This window comes from Paenibacillus sp. G2S3, from assembly GCF_030123105.1.
GTDB lineage: Bacteria > Bacillota > Bacilli > Paenibacillales > Paenibacillaceae > Paenibacillus_AQ.
The window spans coordinates 1,303,885-1,319,643 of record NZ_CP126095.1; the positions used below are offsets into that span (position 1 = coordinate 1,303,885).

The following is a 15,759-nucleotide window of genomic DNA, read 5'->3' on the forward strand; positions in this document are numbered from 1 at the left end:
CTTAGTAATTACATACCCGGCATAGCTGAATTTAACCAATTTAGTAGGAGGGTGGAACAACAAGGAGGGATATATTACTATGGAATATAAGAATGCAAATAATATAAATTTTGATCAATCTAGCTCATGATAGGGGAACTATAGATGATTCAGCAGCAGGGAGCAGAACGGATTAATGTGGGGATATTTGCCCATGTGGATGCCGGGAAGACGACTACAACAGAGCATATTTTGTATGAAAGCGGTCGCATTCGAGCGCTCGGCAGCGTAGACAGTGGGACAGCAATGACGGATTCTATGGATGTGGAGCGGCAGCGTGGGATATCCGTGCGGGCGGCATTAGCTTCTTTTAAATGGAAAGGTGTGCAGATCAACCTCGTCGATACACCGGGACATGTCGATTTTCTGTCCGAGGTTGAGCGGTCTTTGCGAGTAATGGACTGTGCAGTGCTAATTTTGTCTGCGGTGGAGGGCGTGCAGGCTCAAAGTGAGATGATCTGGAACGCGCTGCGGAAGCTGGGAATACCGACGCTTGTTTTTATGAACAAAATGGATCGTATAGGTGCAGACCCTGACGCTGTGCTGGCGCAAGCGCGAAATTATTTATCTAGTGATATCATTCCTGTACAGCAACCCACTGGGAAAGAGCAGGAGTACATAGGTGCAATAGATTTGTGGGGGAGCGATGCCGATCCTGCTGCACAGACTGAATTGTTGGAGGCATTGGCTGAGCGGGATGAAGATCTGCTAGAGACGTATATGTCAGGTAGTTCGATTGATCTTGCAGCTTGGAAAAAATATATGAAGACAGCTTCCGCTTCAGGACGCTTCTTTCCCATGGTTTATGGCGTTGCCGCCAAGGGGCTTGGCATTACTGCATTGCTGGACGCGATGGTTGAGTATTTTCCACGTGCTGGTGGGAATGTTGAGGGTCCGGTGTCCGGCATTGTCTACAATATTCAGCGTGATAAAAGTATGGGGCGGATGGCGTTTGTCCGTCTTTATGAAGGGACGATCCGTAACCGCGACACGGTGCTGAACTATACGCAGGATATTCAGGGGAAAGTGACCCAGATCCGCAAGGTAGAGGGCGGACGTACTGAAGATGTAGGAGCACTGGAAGCGGGAGATATCGCTGTTATTTATGGTCTTTCAGGGGTGCGGATCGGAGATGTGCTCGGCCATCCCGAGGCGATTCCAGAGGAAGCGAAGCTGGCTGTGCCGCTACTAACGGTACGTGTATTCTGGGAAACTGATATGGATGATCATAAGGTTATTGGCGCATTGCAGGAGCTGGCAGATGAAGATCCGCTCTTGGATGCGCAGTGGCTGCAGGATGAGCGGGAGCTGCATATCAAAGTGATGGGGCCTATCCAGCTGGAGATTCTGAACAGTGTTCTGGAGGAACGGTATGGCCTAAAGGTTACCTTTGGTCAGCCATCTGTCATTTATAAAGAAACGCCAGCCTCTGCTGGAGAAGGCTTCATCGCCTATACGATGCCGAAGCCGTGCTGGGCGATTCTGCGGTTTCAGATTGAGCCTGGACCTCCTGGCAGTGGTTTAGTCTACGATTCGGTAGTTCGGAGTTCCGATCTGCTGCCGCAATATCAGAGCGAGACCGCACGCCGTGTGCCAGAAGCCTTGCAACAGGGCTTGTACGGCTGGGAGGTTACCGATCTTAAAGTGACTTTGATCGAGGGCCAGCATCATGTATGGCATACCCATCCACTGGATTTTGCGGTAGCGACTCCAATAGGGATTATGGATGGACTCGCCCGGGTAGGCACTAAGCTGCTGGAGCCGGTTCTTCAGGTTCGCATCGTAGTCCCTGAGGAGAATGGTGGCCGTGTGATGAACGACCTCGTACAGATGCGTGGCACCTTCGAGCCACCTGTGCTGCAAGGCGAGCGGATGATCATCGAAGGGCGTTTGCCGCTGGCAACATCGCTTGATTATCCCGTTACTTTAAGCTCCTATACGAAGGGGCGTAGTACGTTCACTTCTTTTTTTGCCGGCTATGAAGAATGTCCATCAGATGTATCGGCAGAGCGCACCCGCCGGGGTGTGAACCCACTGGATCAGGCGAAATATATATTAAGCGTGCGAAAGGCGCTGCAGGGGTGAGATAAAATGAAGATCAGAGAAGCAACAGCTAGTGATATAGACGGGATCGCTTTCGTCCATGCTATGAGTTGGAAAAGCACGTATAAAGGACTAATATCAGATGAGTTTCTTGATAAAATCACAGTGGAAGCTAGAAGTAAGCGCTGGATTGAGAATTTTGAAAATCCCAATAAAGACGAGGTTATGTATGTGGCTGAAGATGAGGCTGGGATGATCATTGGCTTTGCAAATGGAGGGGCGCGAAGAGAGCCGGATCTCTACGATGGGGAGCTTTACGCACTTTATTTGCTTAAGGAACACCAAGGAAAAGGTCTTGGGAAGCGGCTCATAAGAAGCGTAGCACAGAACTTATTGGAGAAAAATTATAGTTCATTCATGACTTGGGTGCTGGTGGGCAATCCTGCGATTCATTTCTACCACAGCGTTGGGGGAGAGTCTATCTCAAGTATAGAAGTTAAGATAGGGGATGAGTTATTAGAAGAAATAAAAATAGGATGGAAAGACATTCGAGTTATAGGGATTTGATTAATGGCTTTTTACGCAAAAAAAGACTCATAAGGGATACATAACGCATACCCCTTATGAGTCTCATAATGATTTATTTAATGTACGTACGGCTGACCAGAGCATCTGCAATAACATCTGTTGGAATGATGAATTCTCTAACGCCCATGTAGCCTGGAGCCACATCATATTTGTTAAAGGAAATAACCAGCTGGTACTTATCGTTGATATAGAAATCTTGATCTTTAGCTATATTTTCAAATTGATAAAAAAGGTCTTCATTGGGTTCATCTGTTGAAATCCAATAGAATATCTCCTCATCTGCTTTCATTTGGGAGCGCATCTGTTCTTTAATATTTTCACTTATGATACTGATATATCGATCATCCTTAAATAACATGGGCAGACTTAGCAGGATTTGATTCTTCTTGTCTATCGTATCGTGCTGCACTGTTGTTGACGATGAACCTACGGTATTTACCACGTATCTGCTAATAGCAAATAACTCAGCATTGTCCGTTTTAACCTCAAAGCCTGTATCTACCCCTAAATGTCCCTCTCCGGATTGCTTTAAAGACTCCGTCTCTGCTTGAAACTCATCATATAGTTTTTTGTTTTCTTCGAGATATTTTTCATTCAGAGTCGATTCCAGCTCTTTATTCTCTAGGTTAGTAATGATGGGGACCTTTATGTCTGCGTTATAGGTCTGCTCATCCACTTTGTATTCTCTAAAAGTTAGCACTTTAACAATACTGTCTACACCAGGAATAGCGGAGAAGGCGTTGGCAATGTTAACATTGACATTAATCCCAATCACGAAAAAGAGAGCTGCCGCACTAATTCCAGAAATCCACTGGTAACGGATTCTTCTTATCTTCCTTTTTTTTAATGCTTTACTTACAACGAAATCTAATTCCTCAGGAATAGGGAGTTTGTTATAATCTTCTATAATTTTTTTGATTTGCTTATCCATTCTAATTGATCTCCTTTGAGGATTCTTCCTGCATGTTGACTCTTAATAACTGGAGTGCTTGATATAGCCTAGTCTTTACTGTATTGACGTTTTCATTTAATACTTCCGCAACTTCCTCGATCTTTAAATCCTCGATATATCTAAGGACGATGACATTTCGATACTTAAGGGGGAGATCATCCAGTGATCTTTCTAAATCAATATCTGGATACACGTCTTCCGCACCAGGGATAAAAAAGTCGAGTACTTCATCATCTATAGGTTGAACTCTTTTATGTTTCCTCAGAAAATCCAGAGAGGTAGTTACTACGATTCTAAACAACCAACTCTTTATGGATTCTGGGTTCTTTAGTAACCCTATAGAGGAGAGCGCTTTATAAATGGATTCCTGAACAACATCTAATGCATCCTCTTTGTTCTTCACATAGCTGTAAGCTAGACGGTATATGTTCTCCTTGTTATCTGTAATACAAAGAGTGAGTAATTTCTCTTTATTCCTCTTAAGCATATTCGTAAAACCCTTCTCTTTTTATATTGCGTAGCTTTAGCTTGTTAGATTACTATTCTCATTGATTCTCCTTTTGTACGGCTTTAGCTACAAGTGCGGCATAGGATTTAGCACCTTCTCGTTTTAGATGAACGCCATCCTCATAGAAGTAAGAATCCTTTCCTTCGCTTGAGGAATGCCAGTCTACAACCATAGCATAGGGGAATTCTAAAGCCACTTTCTTAAGCGAAGCATTCACAGTATTTTGCCATTTTTTCGGTACACGTGTATTTACCAGTACGACTTGCTGAACATCTTCAAGCGAAGTAAGTAATTTCCGTAATTGATTGGAGTTAAAAGCTCCGTTCGTGCCTAGATTAATGATCACTCGAGTGCCAAGTTTCCCCTTCGCCCTAAGTTTATCGACCACTTCTTGTGCCTGTGACATCTGTCTGCCGACCTTACCATCGATAACAATGCCTGGCAGAAGCTCTTGTAGATAAGGAGCAGCATCGAGGATTACGGAATCACCTATCGCAGTAACACCTTTACCTGCTTCTTCTAAGTGAGGCTGAGGTTCTGGCTTCTTCGGTGGATCTACTGGAACTGGTGCAGGCACAGGTGTTGGTACATCTTGAGGGGGCACTAGTGTGACATTATGTTCATTCTTAACGGGATTAGTAATAGTGCCTGTATTCGAATTAGCGGATAGCTTAGTATCCAAGTTGCTACTGCAGGATATGGACAATATGATTAACGGGACTGCAATAAAGATAAATAAGGGTCGAATCTTAAATCGCAGACGAGTGCTTAATTGCGCACACCATTTTCCTAGCAAACCTTGACGAATGGGTTCTTCGATATATTTCCACGAAAGTGAGGCTAATAGGAGGCTAACTCCCAGCTGAAAAAGAACACGGAAACCATCGAACCCACCTGTATCTACTGTAGGATTAGTTAGAATGATGACTGGATAATGCCATATGTAAATGCTATAGGAGCGTACGCCAATCCAACGTAAAGGCTTGCAGCCCATGATTTTAGCTAGTCGGCTCGCTGGATGTGCCAGTACTGCTATTACAATTGCGGAAAGGATCGACACGAGAACCAAGCCGCCATAATAAAGAAATTGTCCGTACTCATTCGTTCGCCAAATCATAAGAATGAGGGTGATTAATCCGATTGCTCCACTGAAGTCAAGGATATAGCGAGATCTGCGTGAAATCTTATCGGTCAAATTTTGACTCGGCCATGCTAGAGCGAGCGCGGCTCCAATCAGTAGAGCAAAAGCTCGAGTATCAGTACCATAATAGACTCGGCTTGGGTCAACTCCAGGTTGATAGATTAGCGCCATAGCAAGTGCCGAGAGGAATGCCCCTGTTAGACACATCACAATGAGTTTACCTCGCTGAGGTGCAAGGCGTAACCCTACAATAATAACCAATGGCCAAATGAAGTAGAACTGTTCCTCAATGGCGAGTGACCACAAATGACCTATAGGAGAAGGAGGTCCAAAGCTCTCGAAATAAGATACATCATGAAAAATAAGCCACCAGTTATTGAAGTATAACGTTGAAGATATAAAGTCCCCTTGTAATGCTGCTAATCGTGAACGATCGAACACCAGCAGCCACATAGCAGTGACAAAAAGCATGACAAACATAGCAGGCAGTAGCCGTCGCGCTCGTCTGATCCAGAAATCTTTAAGGTCGAACCGTCGGTCTTGCTTCCACCTTTGGATGATTTGATCCGTGATCAGATATCCTGACAGAACGAAGAATATTCCGACCCCTATAAGTCCTCCTGGAGCCCAATTGATGTCGAGATGATACGCGATAACTGCGATCACAGAGAGTGCGCGAAGTCCATCTATTCCCGGCATATAACGCCTTCTAGTCTTGGAATTGTCAGGATCTAAAGTGTTAGTCGGTTGTGTAACCTTGATTTCTTTCATGGTAATTCATTCCTTCGTCATGAGTTGTCTTATGTCAGCAAGACGTATGACTAACTAAAAAAAGTTCTTAACTTCTCTTGGTAAATAAAGGAGTGGCCATGAATGGATCAGAAATCGGTACACACAAGTGCCTATGAATTTAAAAAGGCATTCTAGAACAAAAAATCATTCTGGAATGCCATTAGCCCAATTAGCCGTTCTTAATTTCCACACGTAAAATATCGGTAACCATTTTAACCGGAACGTATATCGTATCGTTTTTTAGGATAGGAGCAGTACCTAAAGCGACAGGTGCCATTTTGGCAAAAAAGTAAGAATCTTTACCTAAGGTAACATTTGTCCACTGTGCACCTTTTTTTAACTCAGCTGAGCGTGATGTTTGATTCCACTTGATTTCATATCCTAAACGATTCGCCACATCTCGCAATGACATCATTAAAACCCCATTAGCATTCTTAAATGTAGCTATTGTGCTTAAATCGAGCTTCGGGTTGTTCGTAATATGGGTACTGAAACGAAATTCAGGAGTTCCCATGGCGCCTGGAGCGATACTATATTTAGGGAAGAGGATGACAACCTCACCATTTTCAATATAAAAACCTTGTTCTTCGTCGATCCCTTTGAAATCCTCTACAAAATAGTTCTCAGGTTCCTCATTGATCTTCGCAAGGATACCGGCATTCAACTTCTCCTTGAAGTCGTCCCCAAAAAAATCTGACAAGGCAATCCGCTTTGCTTGTTTCGTATTAAATACATTGTATGTATCAACACGAGGCATACCCGTTCCACCAGTTTCACCTTGAGAAGTAACGACAAGTGAGATTATTCCAGAAGAGTTATCTGATCCATTTTCTTTTAATTCATAAATAATGTATAGCTCATATGGACGATACTCGAAACCAGCCTTTTTAGCGTCTGCTGCTGCTTCAGTTGCATCCTTTTCCCAAAGAGCAAGGTCTTTCTGCGCATTAGAGAGAATGATACTGTTGATCTCTTCCTGAGCCTTAGTGTTCAACATACCTACGATCTGAGGGACTTTAATATTTGTATTCAGGTACTCGGTTGAAGATGTAAGAATTACTTCTTTGATTTGGATCCCAGTGTTAGTGATGGTGGAAATCGGTACAGCTGAAATCGGGGCATTGATTGCAGGTTTAGTCGTGTTCACTGCATCAGCAAAAGCGTTACCATTAATTGGTAACATGCCAGCACTTATTCCCACAACCGTTAATCCGACTAGACCAAACTTCAATACGTTAAAAGGACTCTTTTTCATTGTTTGTTCACGCTCCATTTTGTTGTAATAAGTGTGTTATTAGCGCACTTACTAGCAAGACGTATGAGGAGTGTTGAAAAGTTTGGGGGAGGGGATAAAAGTTGATTGGTAGTTAATCCGAACCCTGTTCAGCCTTCTTCCGCGCCCGAAACCGCCGCACCTTCATGAGGTTGCCACAAGCTTTATCATCGCAGTATCGTTTAGAACGGTTGCGCGTATCATCGTAATACACCCAGAGACAATCAGGATTATCGCAAATGCGGAATCTTGAAGGTTCTTTTTCAAGTAATGCCTCCGCAAAAGACGCCGCTATCTCCGCCATCACCTGCTCCCAACCGCTATGTAGTGGCAATAATGAAATCTCCGCTTGCTCGGCACTTTTCCAGACCATTCGCCGCGTAACAGGACCCTTGTCCATATAGATATTGAGCTGCTTCAGCATTTCTCCATCCATCGATTTTCCTTGTACAATAGCCTGTACCCAGTCCCATAGTAGGGATCGAAGCTTCTTTAGCTGTTCCAGTTCTATCGTATTCGGCAGCTGTGTTTCTAGCAGAGCATGCTTCTTCAGCCATTTCGCAATCCACTCCGGATCTTCGAGTTCATCCCGATCCTTATTTTTATCTCCTGTTCGCCAATCCCGCCAGTAACTATTAATGAAATCCTCCCACAACAAGTCCTGTTCATCCTTTCCGCACAACTCTCGATTACAACGATTGTAACAGTTAAAATTGTGATTAGCTAGTTACTTGATTGAACGCTGGAAATATGCTACATTTCTAATGTAACCACTATATGATGGTTTAAGTAGTTACATAATTTAGTTAGTATTAGGAGGTTGAACATGCAAAATAAAATCAGTGAGGTTCTGCTGCAAAATTGGGATTATTGCATGGATATCGAGGATTGGGCCCCGCCGTTAAGTGATGCACTGGAAGGTGTGGACAGTAAACAGGCACTTTGGAAGCCAGAGGGGAGTACAGTCAATTCCATCTGGGAGACGGTCAACCATTTAACGTTCTATAAGGTACGATTGCTTCGAAAGCTGAAAGGATTACCCAAGCAGCCTGATCCGGAGAGCAATGATGCTACTTTTACTGTAACAACTCAAGGGGAAGAAGCATGGGCGAAAGCCGTTGCAGACCTAAAGGATGTGCATGCTGCGCTTAGAGAAATCATTGAGGCATTGGAAGAAGGCGCATATGATTGGGGTGGTTCAGGTCATGCCCCAGGGGAAGAGGTAATGAGTCTTATCCTGCATGATTCTTACCATACTGGACAAATTATTATGCTTCGTAAATTGCAAGGTTCTTGGGTTTCCAACCGTAGTTTTAATTAGAACCTCTACATTAAAAATATAAGCCACACTCCACTATACTAGTTTACCTAGTGCAGCGGTCGTGTGGCTTTTTTGATTTTAACCTTTTGGGGTGCTTCGATAGTGAGTCGGCGAGCATCCCATTATTTTTTTGAACAATCTAGAGAAGTAGTAGGGGTCCTGAATCCCGATAGCACTAGAGATTTCTTTAATATGTAGATCGGTTAATGCTAGCAGTTGACTGGCGCGCTGCATTTTGAGGCGTAGATAGAATTCAATCGGAGGAACCCCGGTTTCTTGATTAAATAGATAAATTAGATGCTGCTTCGATAATCCCATATGCTTCGCTACATCCGGGAGTGAAATGGAGCTGTTGATTCGATCCGTCATGTAGCGAATGGCTTGCTCAAGATAACGTTCGTTCTTTTTATCTTGCTCAGAGTTCATGTTGCTCAATCCCACATGGCTGATCAGATGACGAATGCACTGAGACACATAGATATGATTACTCATGGCATAAGGCTTATCCGATAACAGGGCATAACATTGCTCGAAATCTTCGATCCATTGGGTATGAAGGTTCAGTGTGAAGGTTAGCGGCTCTATGTCCATGGCATAGGTTTGAATCAACGCAGCGGCATGTGTTCCTTTTAGATGTATCCAGTAGATGGTCCAGGGATTCTCATTTGAAGCACCATATCGATGAGGCGTTCCGGCAGGAATGACAGCTAATTGTCTTGCTTTTATTTGGATCAGCTTATTGTGATGACTCTCCATCCACCCTTCACCCTCTACACAATACATAAGAATATGCGAGTCACATCCTTGTGGACGCTCTCGATAATGGAATTTCGCGCTAGGGAAGCAGCCAATGTCACTCACATAGAAGGAATTCGTTAACGGATTCTCCTCTAATTCCTTCATCATGAAGTCGGGCAACACAAAAAGCTTCTGCTCCTCGAAGCCATCTGGCTTTAGTGAGATGTTTGTCATGATAACCTCCTTTATAAGAACATAGTTTATTTGTCTAAAATAACAGCCGATTTATAAGGGGGATATTATTTTTATGATAAGAATATTGTCCATCAGTTACAGATTATCGTCAATTGTATAAAAGCGCATGCAACGATAAATTAGAGCTATATCATGAAGGAGGAGAGAACGAAAATGAGTATGAAAGAGCCTTCTACAATCTTAACGAACAGCGTCCGCATATGGGAGGAAAGGGTTGAAATTCCTACCTATGAAACCGGTGAGCCCGATAAAAATCCAATGTTCCTCGAGAAGCGAGTCTATCAAGGCAGCTCGGGGCGAGTATATCCACATCCTGTGGTTGATAAAATTATGGATGAGAAAAAAATGAAATCGTATCAGATGGTAATGCTCGAGAATGAATATGTACGGATCGAGATCCTACCTGAAATTGGCGGCCGTATCTATCGTGCTCTGGATAAGACGAATAATTATGATTTTGTTTACTATAATCGCGTGATTAAACCTGCGCTTGTTGGTCTGGCAGGACCATGGATTTCAGGTGGGATTGAATTTAACTGGCCACAGCATCATCGTCCGAACACGTTTGGCCCTGTGGAGCATGTGATTACGGAGAATGAAGATGGCAGTGCAACCGTATGGGTGAGTGAAATTGACCGGATGTATGGAACGAAGGTCACAACGGGCTTCACGCTGCATTCTGGAAAAGCCTATCTCGAAGTTACAGCTCAGCTATACAACCGAACTTCGGAGCCACAAACCTTCTTATGGTGGGCAAACCCTGCGGTTGCGGTCAATGACCATACGCAATCGGTGTTTCCGCCGGATGTCACAGCCGTATTCGACCATGGTAAGCGTGATGTGTCCAGATTCCCTATTGCAACAGGAACGTATTACAAGATGGACTATTCCGAAGGTGTAGATATTTCGTGCTATAAAAATATTTCTGTTCCTACGTCATACATGGCGTATAAATCCGATTATAATTTCGTGGGTGGCTATGATCATGGGTTTAAAGCGGGTCTGCTTCACGTAGCGAATCATCATGTATCTCCGGGTAAAAAGCAGTGGACTTGGGGGAACGGCGAATTTGGTCAAGCGTGGGACCGTAATTTAACCGATGAGGATGGACCCTATATTGAATTAATGACAGGGGTATTTACGGATAATCAACCCGATTTCACTTGGCTCCAGCCGTATGAAGAGAAGTCATTTACGCAATATTTCATGCCATATAAGAACATCGGTGTTGTGAAAAATGCTTCTATTGATGCCGCCGTCAATCTTGAGGTGGATGACACTTTACAGACTGCAACTGTGATGGCCTATGGAACTTCGGTATTCGAGAATGCGGTTATTGAACTTCGAGGTCAGCATAGAACGTACGTGAAGGATACGGTTACGCTCTCTCCAGAATTAACCTATACATCCGTCATTACGTTAGATGAAGCCGATCAGCCGCATCACTTAATCGTAACGGTATTTGATGTGAACGGAAACAGCCTCATATCTTATCGTCCAGCGAAGCCTAGTATTGAAAAGGTTCCAGATGCAGCCAAGCCACTTCCACTACCGGAAGAATTAAAAAGCACAGAGCAGTTGTATTTGGCTGGAGTTCACTTGGAGCAATACCGTCATGCCACGTTCGAGCCAGAGCATTATTATGAAGAAGGCTTAAGAAGAGATGCATCTGATATTCGACTGAATGTGGCTTATGGAACGCTGCTGCTTCGTCGAGGATTATTCAAGCAAGCGGAAAATCATTTCCGTACGGCTATACAATCGCTGACTTGGCGCAATCCGAATCCATATGATAGTGAAGCGTACTATCAGCTTGGTGTAGTACTCCGACTACAGGATCGCAAGGAAGAAGCATTTGCTGTCTTCTACAAGGCGGTATGGTCTGCAGCATTCCAAGACAGCGGATACTTTGCTTTGAGTCAAATTGCTTGTGAACGTGGGGCATATACAGAGGCGTTGGAGCTCGCAACAAGGGCTTTAGTACGTAACACAAGAAACTATAAATCAAGACATGTGAAAACAGCACTTTTACGCAAGCTTGGACGTTATTCGGAGGCGATTATATTCGCAGAGGAGACATTGAAGCTAGATATCGCGGACTTCGGGGCAGCGTATGAAAGAGTGCTCACGCTTAAATTGCTCGGGCGACAAGAGGAAGCGGCTGAGGCTCAGATGAAGCTTGCACAGTTCATGCGAAACGATGCGCATAACTATTTAAATCTGGCTTCCGATTATGCAGGCAGTGGTTTGTTCGCGGAAGCTGCACAGGTGTTAGAGCAATTTCGTATGGCCTCGAATGAACCCACCTATCCGATGGTGCATTACACATTGGCTTATGTATACGAGAAAATGGGTCATAAGGAAGAAGCAACAGCGCAGCGTCAACTTGCTCAATCTGCATCCTCTGACTATTGCTTCCCGAACAGCTTGTTTGAGTTACAAGTATTAGAAAGCGCGATTGCCTGCAATCCGCAGGGTAGTAAAGCTCATTATTACTTAGGAAATCTATTCTATGACAAGAAACGTGCCGACGATGCCATTCGTCATTGGGAGCGGTCCGTGGCACTTGATGATTCTTTCCCGACTGTTCATCGTAATCTTGCGCTTGGTTATTACAATAAGCGGAATGATGCTAAGGCTTCCTTGCGGTCACTTGAACAAGCTTTCCAGGGCAATACGAATGATGCGAGAGTATTCTACGAGCTGGACCAATTGCATAAGAAGATGGGTGTCTTGTCCCAGGAGCGTATGGTAAGACTACAGCAGCATATGAATCTTGTGGAGAAGCGGGATGATCTATACCTTGAATATGTGACGCTACTGAATTTGCTTAGCAAGTATGAAGAGGCTTTGTCTGTTCTATTACGACGTCAATTCCATCCATGGGAAGGTGGAGAGGGGAAGGCCACGGGACAATATGTTTTGGCGCTTGTTGAACTGAGCAAGCAGGCGAATCAGGAAGGCCGATATGAGGAAGCAATCGCATTCTTAACACGTGCGCTTCATTATCCAGAGAATTTAGGTGAAGGTAAGCTCGATGGTGTGCAAGAGAATAATGTGTATTATGAGCTTGGTGTGGCTTATAACGGATTAGGCAAGACGGAGGAAGCTGCACATCACTGGGCGATTGCGTCACAAGGCATGGAGGAACCGGCCAGCGCCATGTACTACAACGATCAGCCACCAGAAATGATCTTCTATCAGGGCTTAGCATGGGTACAGCTGAATCATCCTAAGGAAGCGAAACGTCGTTTTAATAAGCTGATTGATTTCGCAGAGAGACATCTTTTTGATGATGTGAAGATTGACTATTTTGCCGTATCATTACCTGATTTCCTCGTATTCGAGGACGATCTGAACAGACGCAATCAAATTCATTGCTTGTTCATGATGGGACTAGGCTTATTAGGCTTAGGAAAAATGGTGGAGGCGAAAGAACGCTTTGAACAAGCGTTGCACTTGGAGCCGAACCATCAAGGCGCGCGAATTCACAAGGCGTTGTGCTAGGAATCGTAAAAAGAAATAAAGCAGCTCCATGATGCTGAACAATAACTGGTTCGATTTGGAATTTTGTTTCAACTCTAAAAGCCCCGGGTTAATGGAGACTATCTACCAGCCTTTATTCGAAAGGAGAGATTGATGATGGAACCGGGCTATAAAGATAGAAGCGTTGAAGTGGAGCATACAGAGGTGCAACGAAAATCGGATTCCAGTGTTGTCGCATCTACCTTTATTAAATACGCTGCTTATATTATTATATTTTTTGGTTTTCTGTTCTTTTTGGTTAAATACGTATTCCCTAAATTCTAAAACAGGATTAGTAAAAAAGGATGTGCCTTTTGTTCAGGAACATCCTTTTTTGTGTTGTAATATGTTAGTGTAGATTTCATTTGGCTACAAGCTATTGGGCGAATAAAAGACCCCCAGAAAAAATTAGGCAATCGATTCAAAATTCGTTGTGTTACGGCGTTTATGATGAGGGGGAAATGATTGCATTCGCTAGATTGGTTACGGATGGAGCAACCATGTATTATCTATGCGATGTGTTTGTTTTGGACGAGTATCGTGGACAAGGCATCTCTAAAAAGCTGATAGATACCATTGTTAATGCGCAGATTACCACAAGCTAGGAGGTGAGAGATTAAGCTGAACAAGGAATTATTGAGTCCTCTTGTATAAAAATAGCATCCTTAACAAAAACGGATACCGTCTTCTGAAAAGACGATATCCGCTGCTTTAAATATTCTCTAGATCTTAATAATCTGGGGTTATAACTACATTTCATTACTGGATTCCGCAGAATTACGATAAAAGAACCAGCACTCGTTCAGCAGCTTGATCTGACGGCGGTCTTTTTTGTAATAAGCTTTCATCAGTTGATGGCAGAGCCACTGTGGCAAGGGTATCACTCCTCTAACTGCTTACGTAAGTTAGCATATGGAGAAATGAGCCTAAAGGTGACGATTTACAGAATGCTTTCTGCTTCCTCTTCGTACCACTGCTCTAATTGAGCTTGCAGCGCCCGAATCTCGGTCAGCAGGGAGATAAGTGGATAGTTCTTCTGCTCCTGTACAGAAGCAAAGGCCTGTTCCAATCTATTGATATAATCCAGACCGGACTCCAAGGAGTAGTCCTCACGCAGCAGATCCAGTGAATCACACTCAGCAATGGCTAAGGGCAGATCCGGTACATTATCGGCAGTCAGCTTGTCGATTTCTTTGTTTAGACGTAAATTGAGCGCACTTAGCTGGTACGCATATTCCTCGGGCATTTCCACGAATTGCAATTCTTGATGTTGTTGCAAAATTACATACCGCATTTTCGGCATTGGTCATTCTCCCTCCGTACTTGTCTTCCTTCTTGACAGTTTAGCCTATGCACAAGTTACAATTCAAGTAGAGATCTTAATTCCCGTGGAAAGGACTTGTGATAGAACGCTATGGAAACGATGAGCAACGAAGAGCTGCAGCTGTGGATTGAGCAGGTATCACGGGACAGCTTTGGCGTACCCTTTAGGCACAAGGCAAGCTTTAACAGCCGATTATCTTCAACAGGCGGTCGATATTTTACCAAGAGCCATAATATAGAGATTAATCCCCATCAGCTTGCTATGTTCGGTAGAGAAGAGACGGAGAAGATTATAAAACACGAGCTCTGCCATTATCATCTGCATTTGGCGAAGCGAGGGTACATGCATCGTGACACTGATTTCAAAAGACTGCTGGCACAAGTCGGCGGAAGTCGCTATTGTCAGACATTGCCGGGTGCGAAAGCTCGGAAGACACTACCTTATCGGTACAAGCTGATATGTACAGCATGTGCTATGGAGTATCCGCGTAAGCGAAAAGTAGATCCAAAGCGCTACCGCTGCGGCAAATGTTCAGGTAAGCTGAAGCTGTTAGCGCTGGAAGTCCAGTAAGCAGACAAGGGCGTTATTTTATAACCAGTCCCATCAATCCCACAAAAGAAACAGCTTGCTGAGGCGAAATGATGCACCCTTCTAAATCTTGTATATCCACGATCAAGCCACTGAACTCGCAGTCACTAAGATCGATCCCGTTAAGCTTTGATCCTGACAATGTGGCTTGATCCATATTACACTCGCTAAAGCTGACCTTTTGGAAATTGGATTGGTAGTAATCAGAGCTCATCAATGAACTATTCTCAAAAGAAACCTGCTTCAGATTAGCCAATCGAAATGTTGCAAAATCCCCGATACAATCGACCACGCGAACATTCTGGAATCTGCCTCTTGTAAAGTCCGTACCGATAAGCTTGCAGTTTCGGAATTCGGTTCGATGAATAATCGCATTCGTAAAATCCACATTGGACAGATCGCATCGATCAAAAACCACATCCATCAGCTCAATTCCAGTCAGAGACGACTCGGTAATCGTTACATTTTTAAAAATCACTTGATCAAAGCTGACCTTGTTAGCTTCTTGATTATCAATAACTGTATCGCTTATGCTGCAACGACTGAATTCATCTTTGGTTTGTAGCGAGTATATTTGCTCAGGGAGTAGAGCTTCTGGATCTGTTATTTTAGGTGATTCCATTTTGAATTTCATATGTACCTCCATTTATGAATGCTTGTTTCTAATTAAAT

General features: G+C 43.7%; 16 protein-coding genes. 7 read left to right on the forward strand and 9 right to left on the reverse strand.

Annotation, left to right across the window (positions count from 1 at the left end; all coding sequences use genetic code 11):
* The first annotated feature begins 144 nt into the window (after positions 1–144).
* Positions 145–2,124: a GTP-binding protein gene (locus QNH28_RS05745; RefSeq protein WP_283910549.1), complete on the forward strand. Its 1,980-nt coding sequence runs from the start codon at positions 145–147 to the stop codon at positions 2,122–2,124.
* A gap of 6 nt (positions 2,125–2,130) precedes the next feature.
* Positions 2,131–2,649 carry a GNAT family N-acetyltransferase gene (locus QNH28_RS05750; RefSeq protein ID WP_283910550.1) on the forward strand — a complete coding sequence of 173 codons (519 nt, stop codon included), beginning with the start codon at positions 2,131–2,133 and terminating at the stop codon, positions 2,647–2,649.
* Positions 2,650–2,722: 73 nt separating this feature from the next.
* Here the strand turns inward: QNH28_RS05750 and rsiV are convergent, their stop codons facing one another.
* The 5 genes from rsiV to QNH28_RS05775 form a co-directional block, all read right to left on the reverse strand.
* On the reverse strand, positions 2,723–3,601 hold the full coding sequence (gene rsiV, locus QNH28_RS05755) for an anti-sigma-V factor RsiV (protein WP_283910551.1): 879 nt from the start codon (positions 3,599–3,601) through the stop codon (positions 2,723–2,725).
* A gap of 1 nt (position 3,602) precedes the next feature.
* Positions 3,603–4,109 (reverse strand): RNA polymerase sigma factor SigV, encoded by a 507-nt coding sequence (locus tag QNH28_RS05760; RefSeq protein WP_283910552.1) that lies wholly within the window; start codon positions 4,107–4,109, stop codon positions 3,603–3,605.
* A 58-nt stretch (positions 4,110–4,167) separates the two neighbouring features.
* Positions 4,168–6,042: an acyltransferase family protein gene (locus QNH28_RS05765; RefSeq protein ID WP_283910553.1), complete on the reverse strand. Its 1,875-nt coding sequence runs from the start codon at positions 6,040–6,042 to the stop codon at positions 4,168–4,170.
* Between the two features lie 190 nt (positions 6,043–6,232).
* Positions 6,233–7,336 carry a stalk domain-containing protein gene (locus QNH28_RS05770; protein WP_283910554.1) on the reverse strand — a complete coding sequence of 368 codons (1,104 nt, stop codon included), beginning with the start codon at positions 7,334–7,336 and terminating at the stop codon, positions 6,233–6,235.
* Positions 7,337–7,430: 94 nt separating this feature from the next.
* Positions 7,431–7,994: a CGNR zinc finger domain-containing protein gene (locus tag QNH28_RS05775; RefSeq protein WP_283910555.1), complete on the reverse strand. Its 564-nt coding sequence runs from the start codon at positions 7,992–7,994 to the stop codon at positions 7,431–7,433.
* A gap of 168 nt (positions 7,995–8,162) precedes the next feature.
* Between QNH28_RS05775 and QNH28_RS05780 the strand changes: the two genes are divergently transcribed.
* Complete coding sequence (locus QNH28_RS05780) at positions 8,163–8,657, forward strand: DinB family protein (RefSeq protein ID WP_283910556.1); 495 nt, start codon at positions 8,163–8,165, stop codon at positions 8,655–8,657.
* A gap of 78 nt (positions 8,658–8,735) precedes the next feature.
* On the opposite strand, the gene QNH28_RS05785 is transcribed toward QNH28_RS05780, so the two are convergent.
* The gene (locus tag QNH28_RS05785; RefSeq protein ID WP_283910557.1) at positions 8,736–9,629 is read right to left on the reverse strand and encodes an AraC family transcriptional regulator; all 894 of its coding nucleotides are present in this window, start codon (positions 9,627–9,629) and stop codon (positions 8,736–8,738) included.
* 174 nt (positions 9,630–9,803) lie between these two features.
* Between QNH28_RS05785 and QNH28_RS05790 the strand changes: the two genes are divergently transcribed.
* The 3 genes from QNH28_RS05790 to QNH28_RS05800 all read left to right on the forward strand — a co-directional run bounded on the left by QNH28_RS05790 (position 9,804) and on the right by QNH28_RS05800 (position 13,780).
* Complete coding sequence (locus tag QNH28_RS05790) at positions 9,804–13,157, forward strand: DUF5107 domain-containing protein (protein WP_283910558.1); 3,354 nt, start codon at positions 9,804–9,806, stop codon at positions 13,155–13,157.
* 132 nt (positions 13,158–13,289) lie between these two features.
* A complete protein-coding gene (locus tag QNH28_RS05795; RefSeq protein ID WP_283910559.1) occupies positions 13,290–13,460 on the forward strand; it encodes a hypothetical protein in 171 nt (56 codons plus the stop codon).
* Between the two features lie 80 nt (positions 13,461–13,540).
* Positions 13,541–13,780: a GNAT family N-acetyltransferase gene (locus QNH28_RS05800; RefSeq protein WP_349655036.1), complete on the forward strand. Its 240-nt coding sequence runs from the start codon at positions 13,541–13,543 to the stop codon at positions 13,778–13,780.
* Between the two features lie 144 nt (positions 13,781–13,924).
* Here QNH28_RS05800 and cmpA read toward each other — a convergent pair whose 3' ends face one another.
* Together cmpA and QNH28_RS05810 are read right to left on the reverse strand one after the other, a co-directional pair.
* A complete protein-coding gene (gene cmpA, locus QNH28_RS05805) occupies positions 13,925–14,050 on the reverse strand; it encodes a cortex morphogenetic protein CmpA (protein WP_283910561.1) in 126 nt (41 codons plus the stop codon).
* A gap of 65 nt (positions 14,051–14,115) precedes the next feature.
* On the reverse strand, positions 14,116–14,478 hold the full coding sequence (locus tag QNH28_RS05810) for a hypothetical protein (RefSeq protein ID WP_042124766.1): 363 nt from the start codon (positions 14,476–14,478) through the stop codon (positions 14,116–14,118).
* A 120-nt stretch (positions 14,479–14,598) separates the two neighbouring features.
* On the opposite strand from QNH28_RS05810, the gene QNH28_RS05815 reads away from it, so the two are divergent.
* Positions 14,599–15,069, forward strand: a complete 471-nt coding sequence (locus tag QNH28_RS05815; RefSeq protein WP_283912061.1) for a SprT family protein — start codon at positions 14,599–14,601, stop codon at positions 15,067–15,069.
* Positions 15,070–15,082: 13 nt separating this feature from the next.
* Here QNH28_RS05815 and QNH28_RS05820 read toward each other — a convergent pair whose 3' ends face one another.
* A complete protein-coding gene (locus tag QNH28_RS05820; protein ID WP_283910562.1) occupies positions 15,083–15,721 on the reverse strand; it encodes a pentapeptide repeat-containing protein in 639 nt (212 codons plus the stop codon).
* Positions 15,722–15,759: the final 38 nt, after the last annotated feature.

Excerpts from the sequence above, each read along its gene's own strand:
- rsiV (WP_283910551.1), bottom strand. The coding sequence starts at position 3,601 with ATGGATAAGCAAATCAAAAAAATTATAGAAGATTATAACAAACTCCCT.
- QNH28_RS05785 (WP_283910557.1), bottom strand. The coding sequence starts at position 9,629 with ATGACAAACATCTCACTAAAGCCAGATGGCTTCGAGGAGCAGAAGCTT.
- QNH28_RS05820 (WP_283910562.1), bottom strand. The coding sequence starts at position 15,721 with ATGAAATTCAAAATGGAATCACCTAAAATAACAGATCCAGAAGCTCTA.
- QNH28_RS05745 (WP_283910549.1), top strand. The coding sequence starts at position 145 with ATGATTCAGCAGCAGGGAGCAGAACGGATTAATGTGGGGATATTTGCC.
- QNH28_RS05770 (WP_283910554.1), bottom strand. The coding sequence starts at position 7,336 with ATGGAGCGTGAACAAACAATGAAAAAGAGTCCTTTTAACGTATTGAAG.
- QNH28_RS05790 (WP_283910558.1), top strand. The coding sequence starts at position 9,804 with ATGAGTATGAAAGAGCCTTCTACAATCTTAACGAACAGCGTCCGCATA.
- QNH28_RS05810 (WP_042124766.1), bottom strand. The coding sequence starts at position 14,478 with ATGCCGAAAATGCGGTATGTAATTTTGCAACAACATCAAGAATTGCAA.
- QNH28_RS05765 (WP_283910553.1), bottom strand. The coding sequence starts at position 6,042 with ATGAAAGAAATCAAGGTTACACAACCGACTAACACTTTAGATCCTGAC.
- QNH28_RS05795 (WP_283910559.1), top strand. The coding sequence starts at position 13,290 with ATGATGGAACCGGGCTATAAAGATAGAAGCGTTGAAGTGGAGCATACA.
- QNH28_RS05815 (WP_283912061.1), top strand. The coding sequence starts at position 14,599 with ATGAGCAACGAAGAGCTGCAGCTGTGGATTGAGCAGGTATCACGGGAC.
- QNH28_RS05760 (WP_283910552.1), bottom strand. The coding sequence starts at position 4,109 with ATGCTTAAGAGGAATAAAGAGAAATTACTCACTCTTTGTATTACAGAT.
- QNH28_RS05780 (WP_283910556.1), top strand. The coding sequence starts at position 8,163 with ATGCAAAATAAAATCAGTGAGGTTCTGCTGCAAAATTGGGATTATTGC.
- QNH28_RS05750 (WP_283910550.1), top strand. The coding sequence starts at position 2,131 with ATGAAGATCAGAGAAGCAACAGCTAGTGATATAGACGGGATCGCTTTC.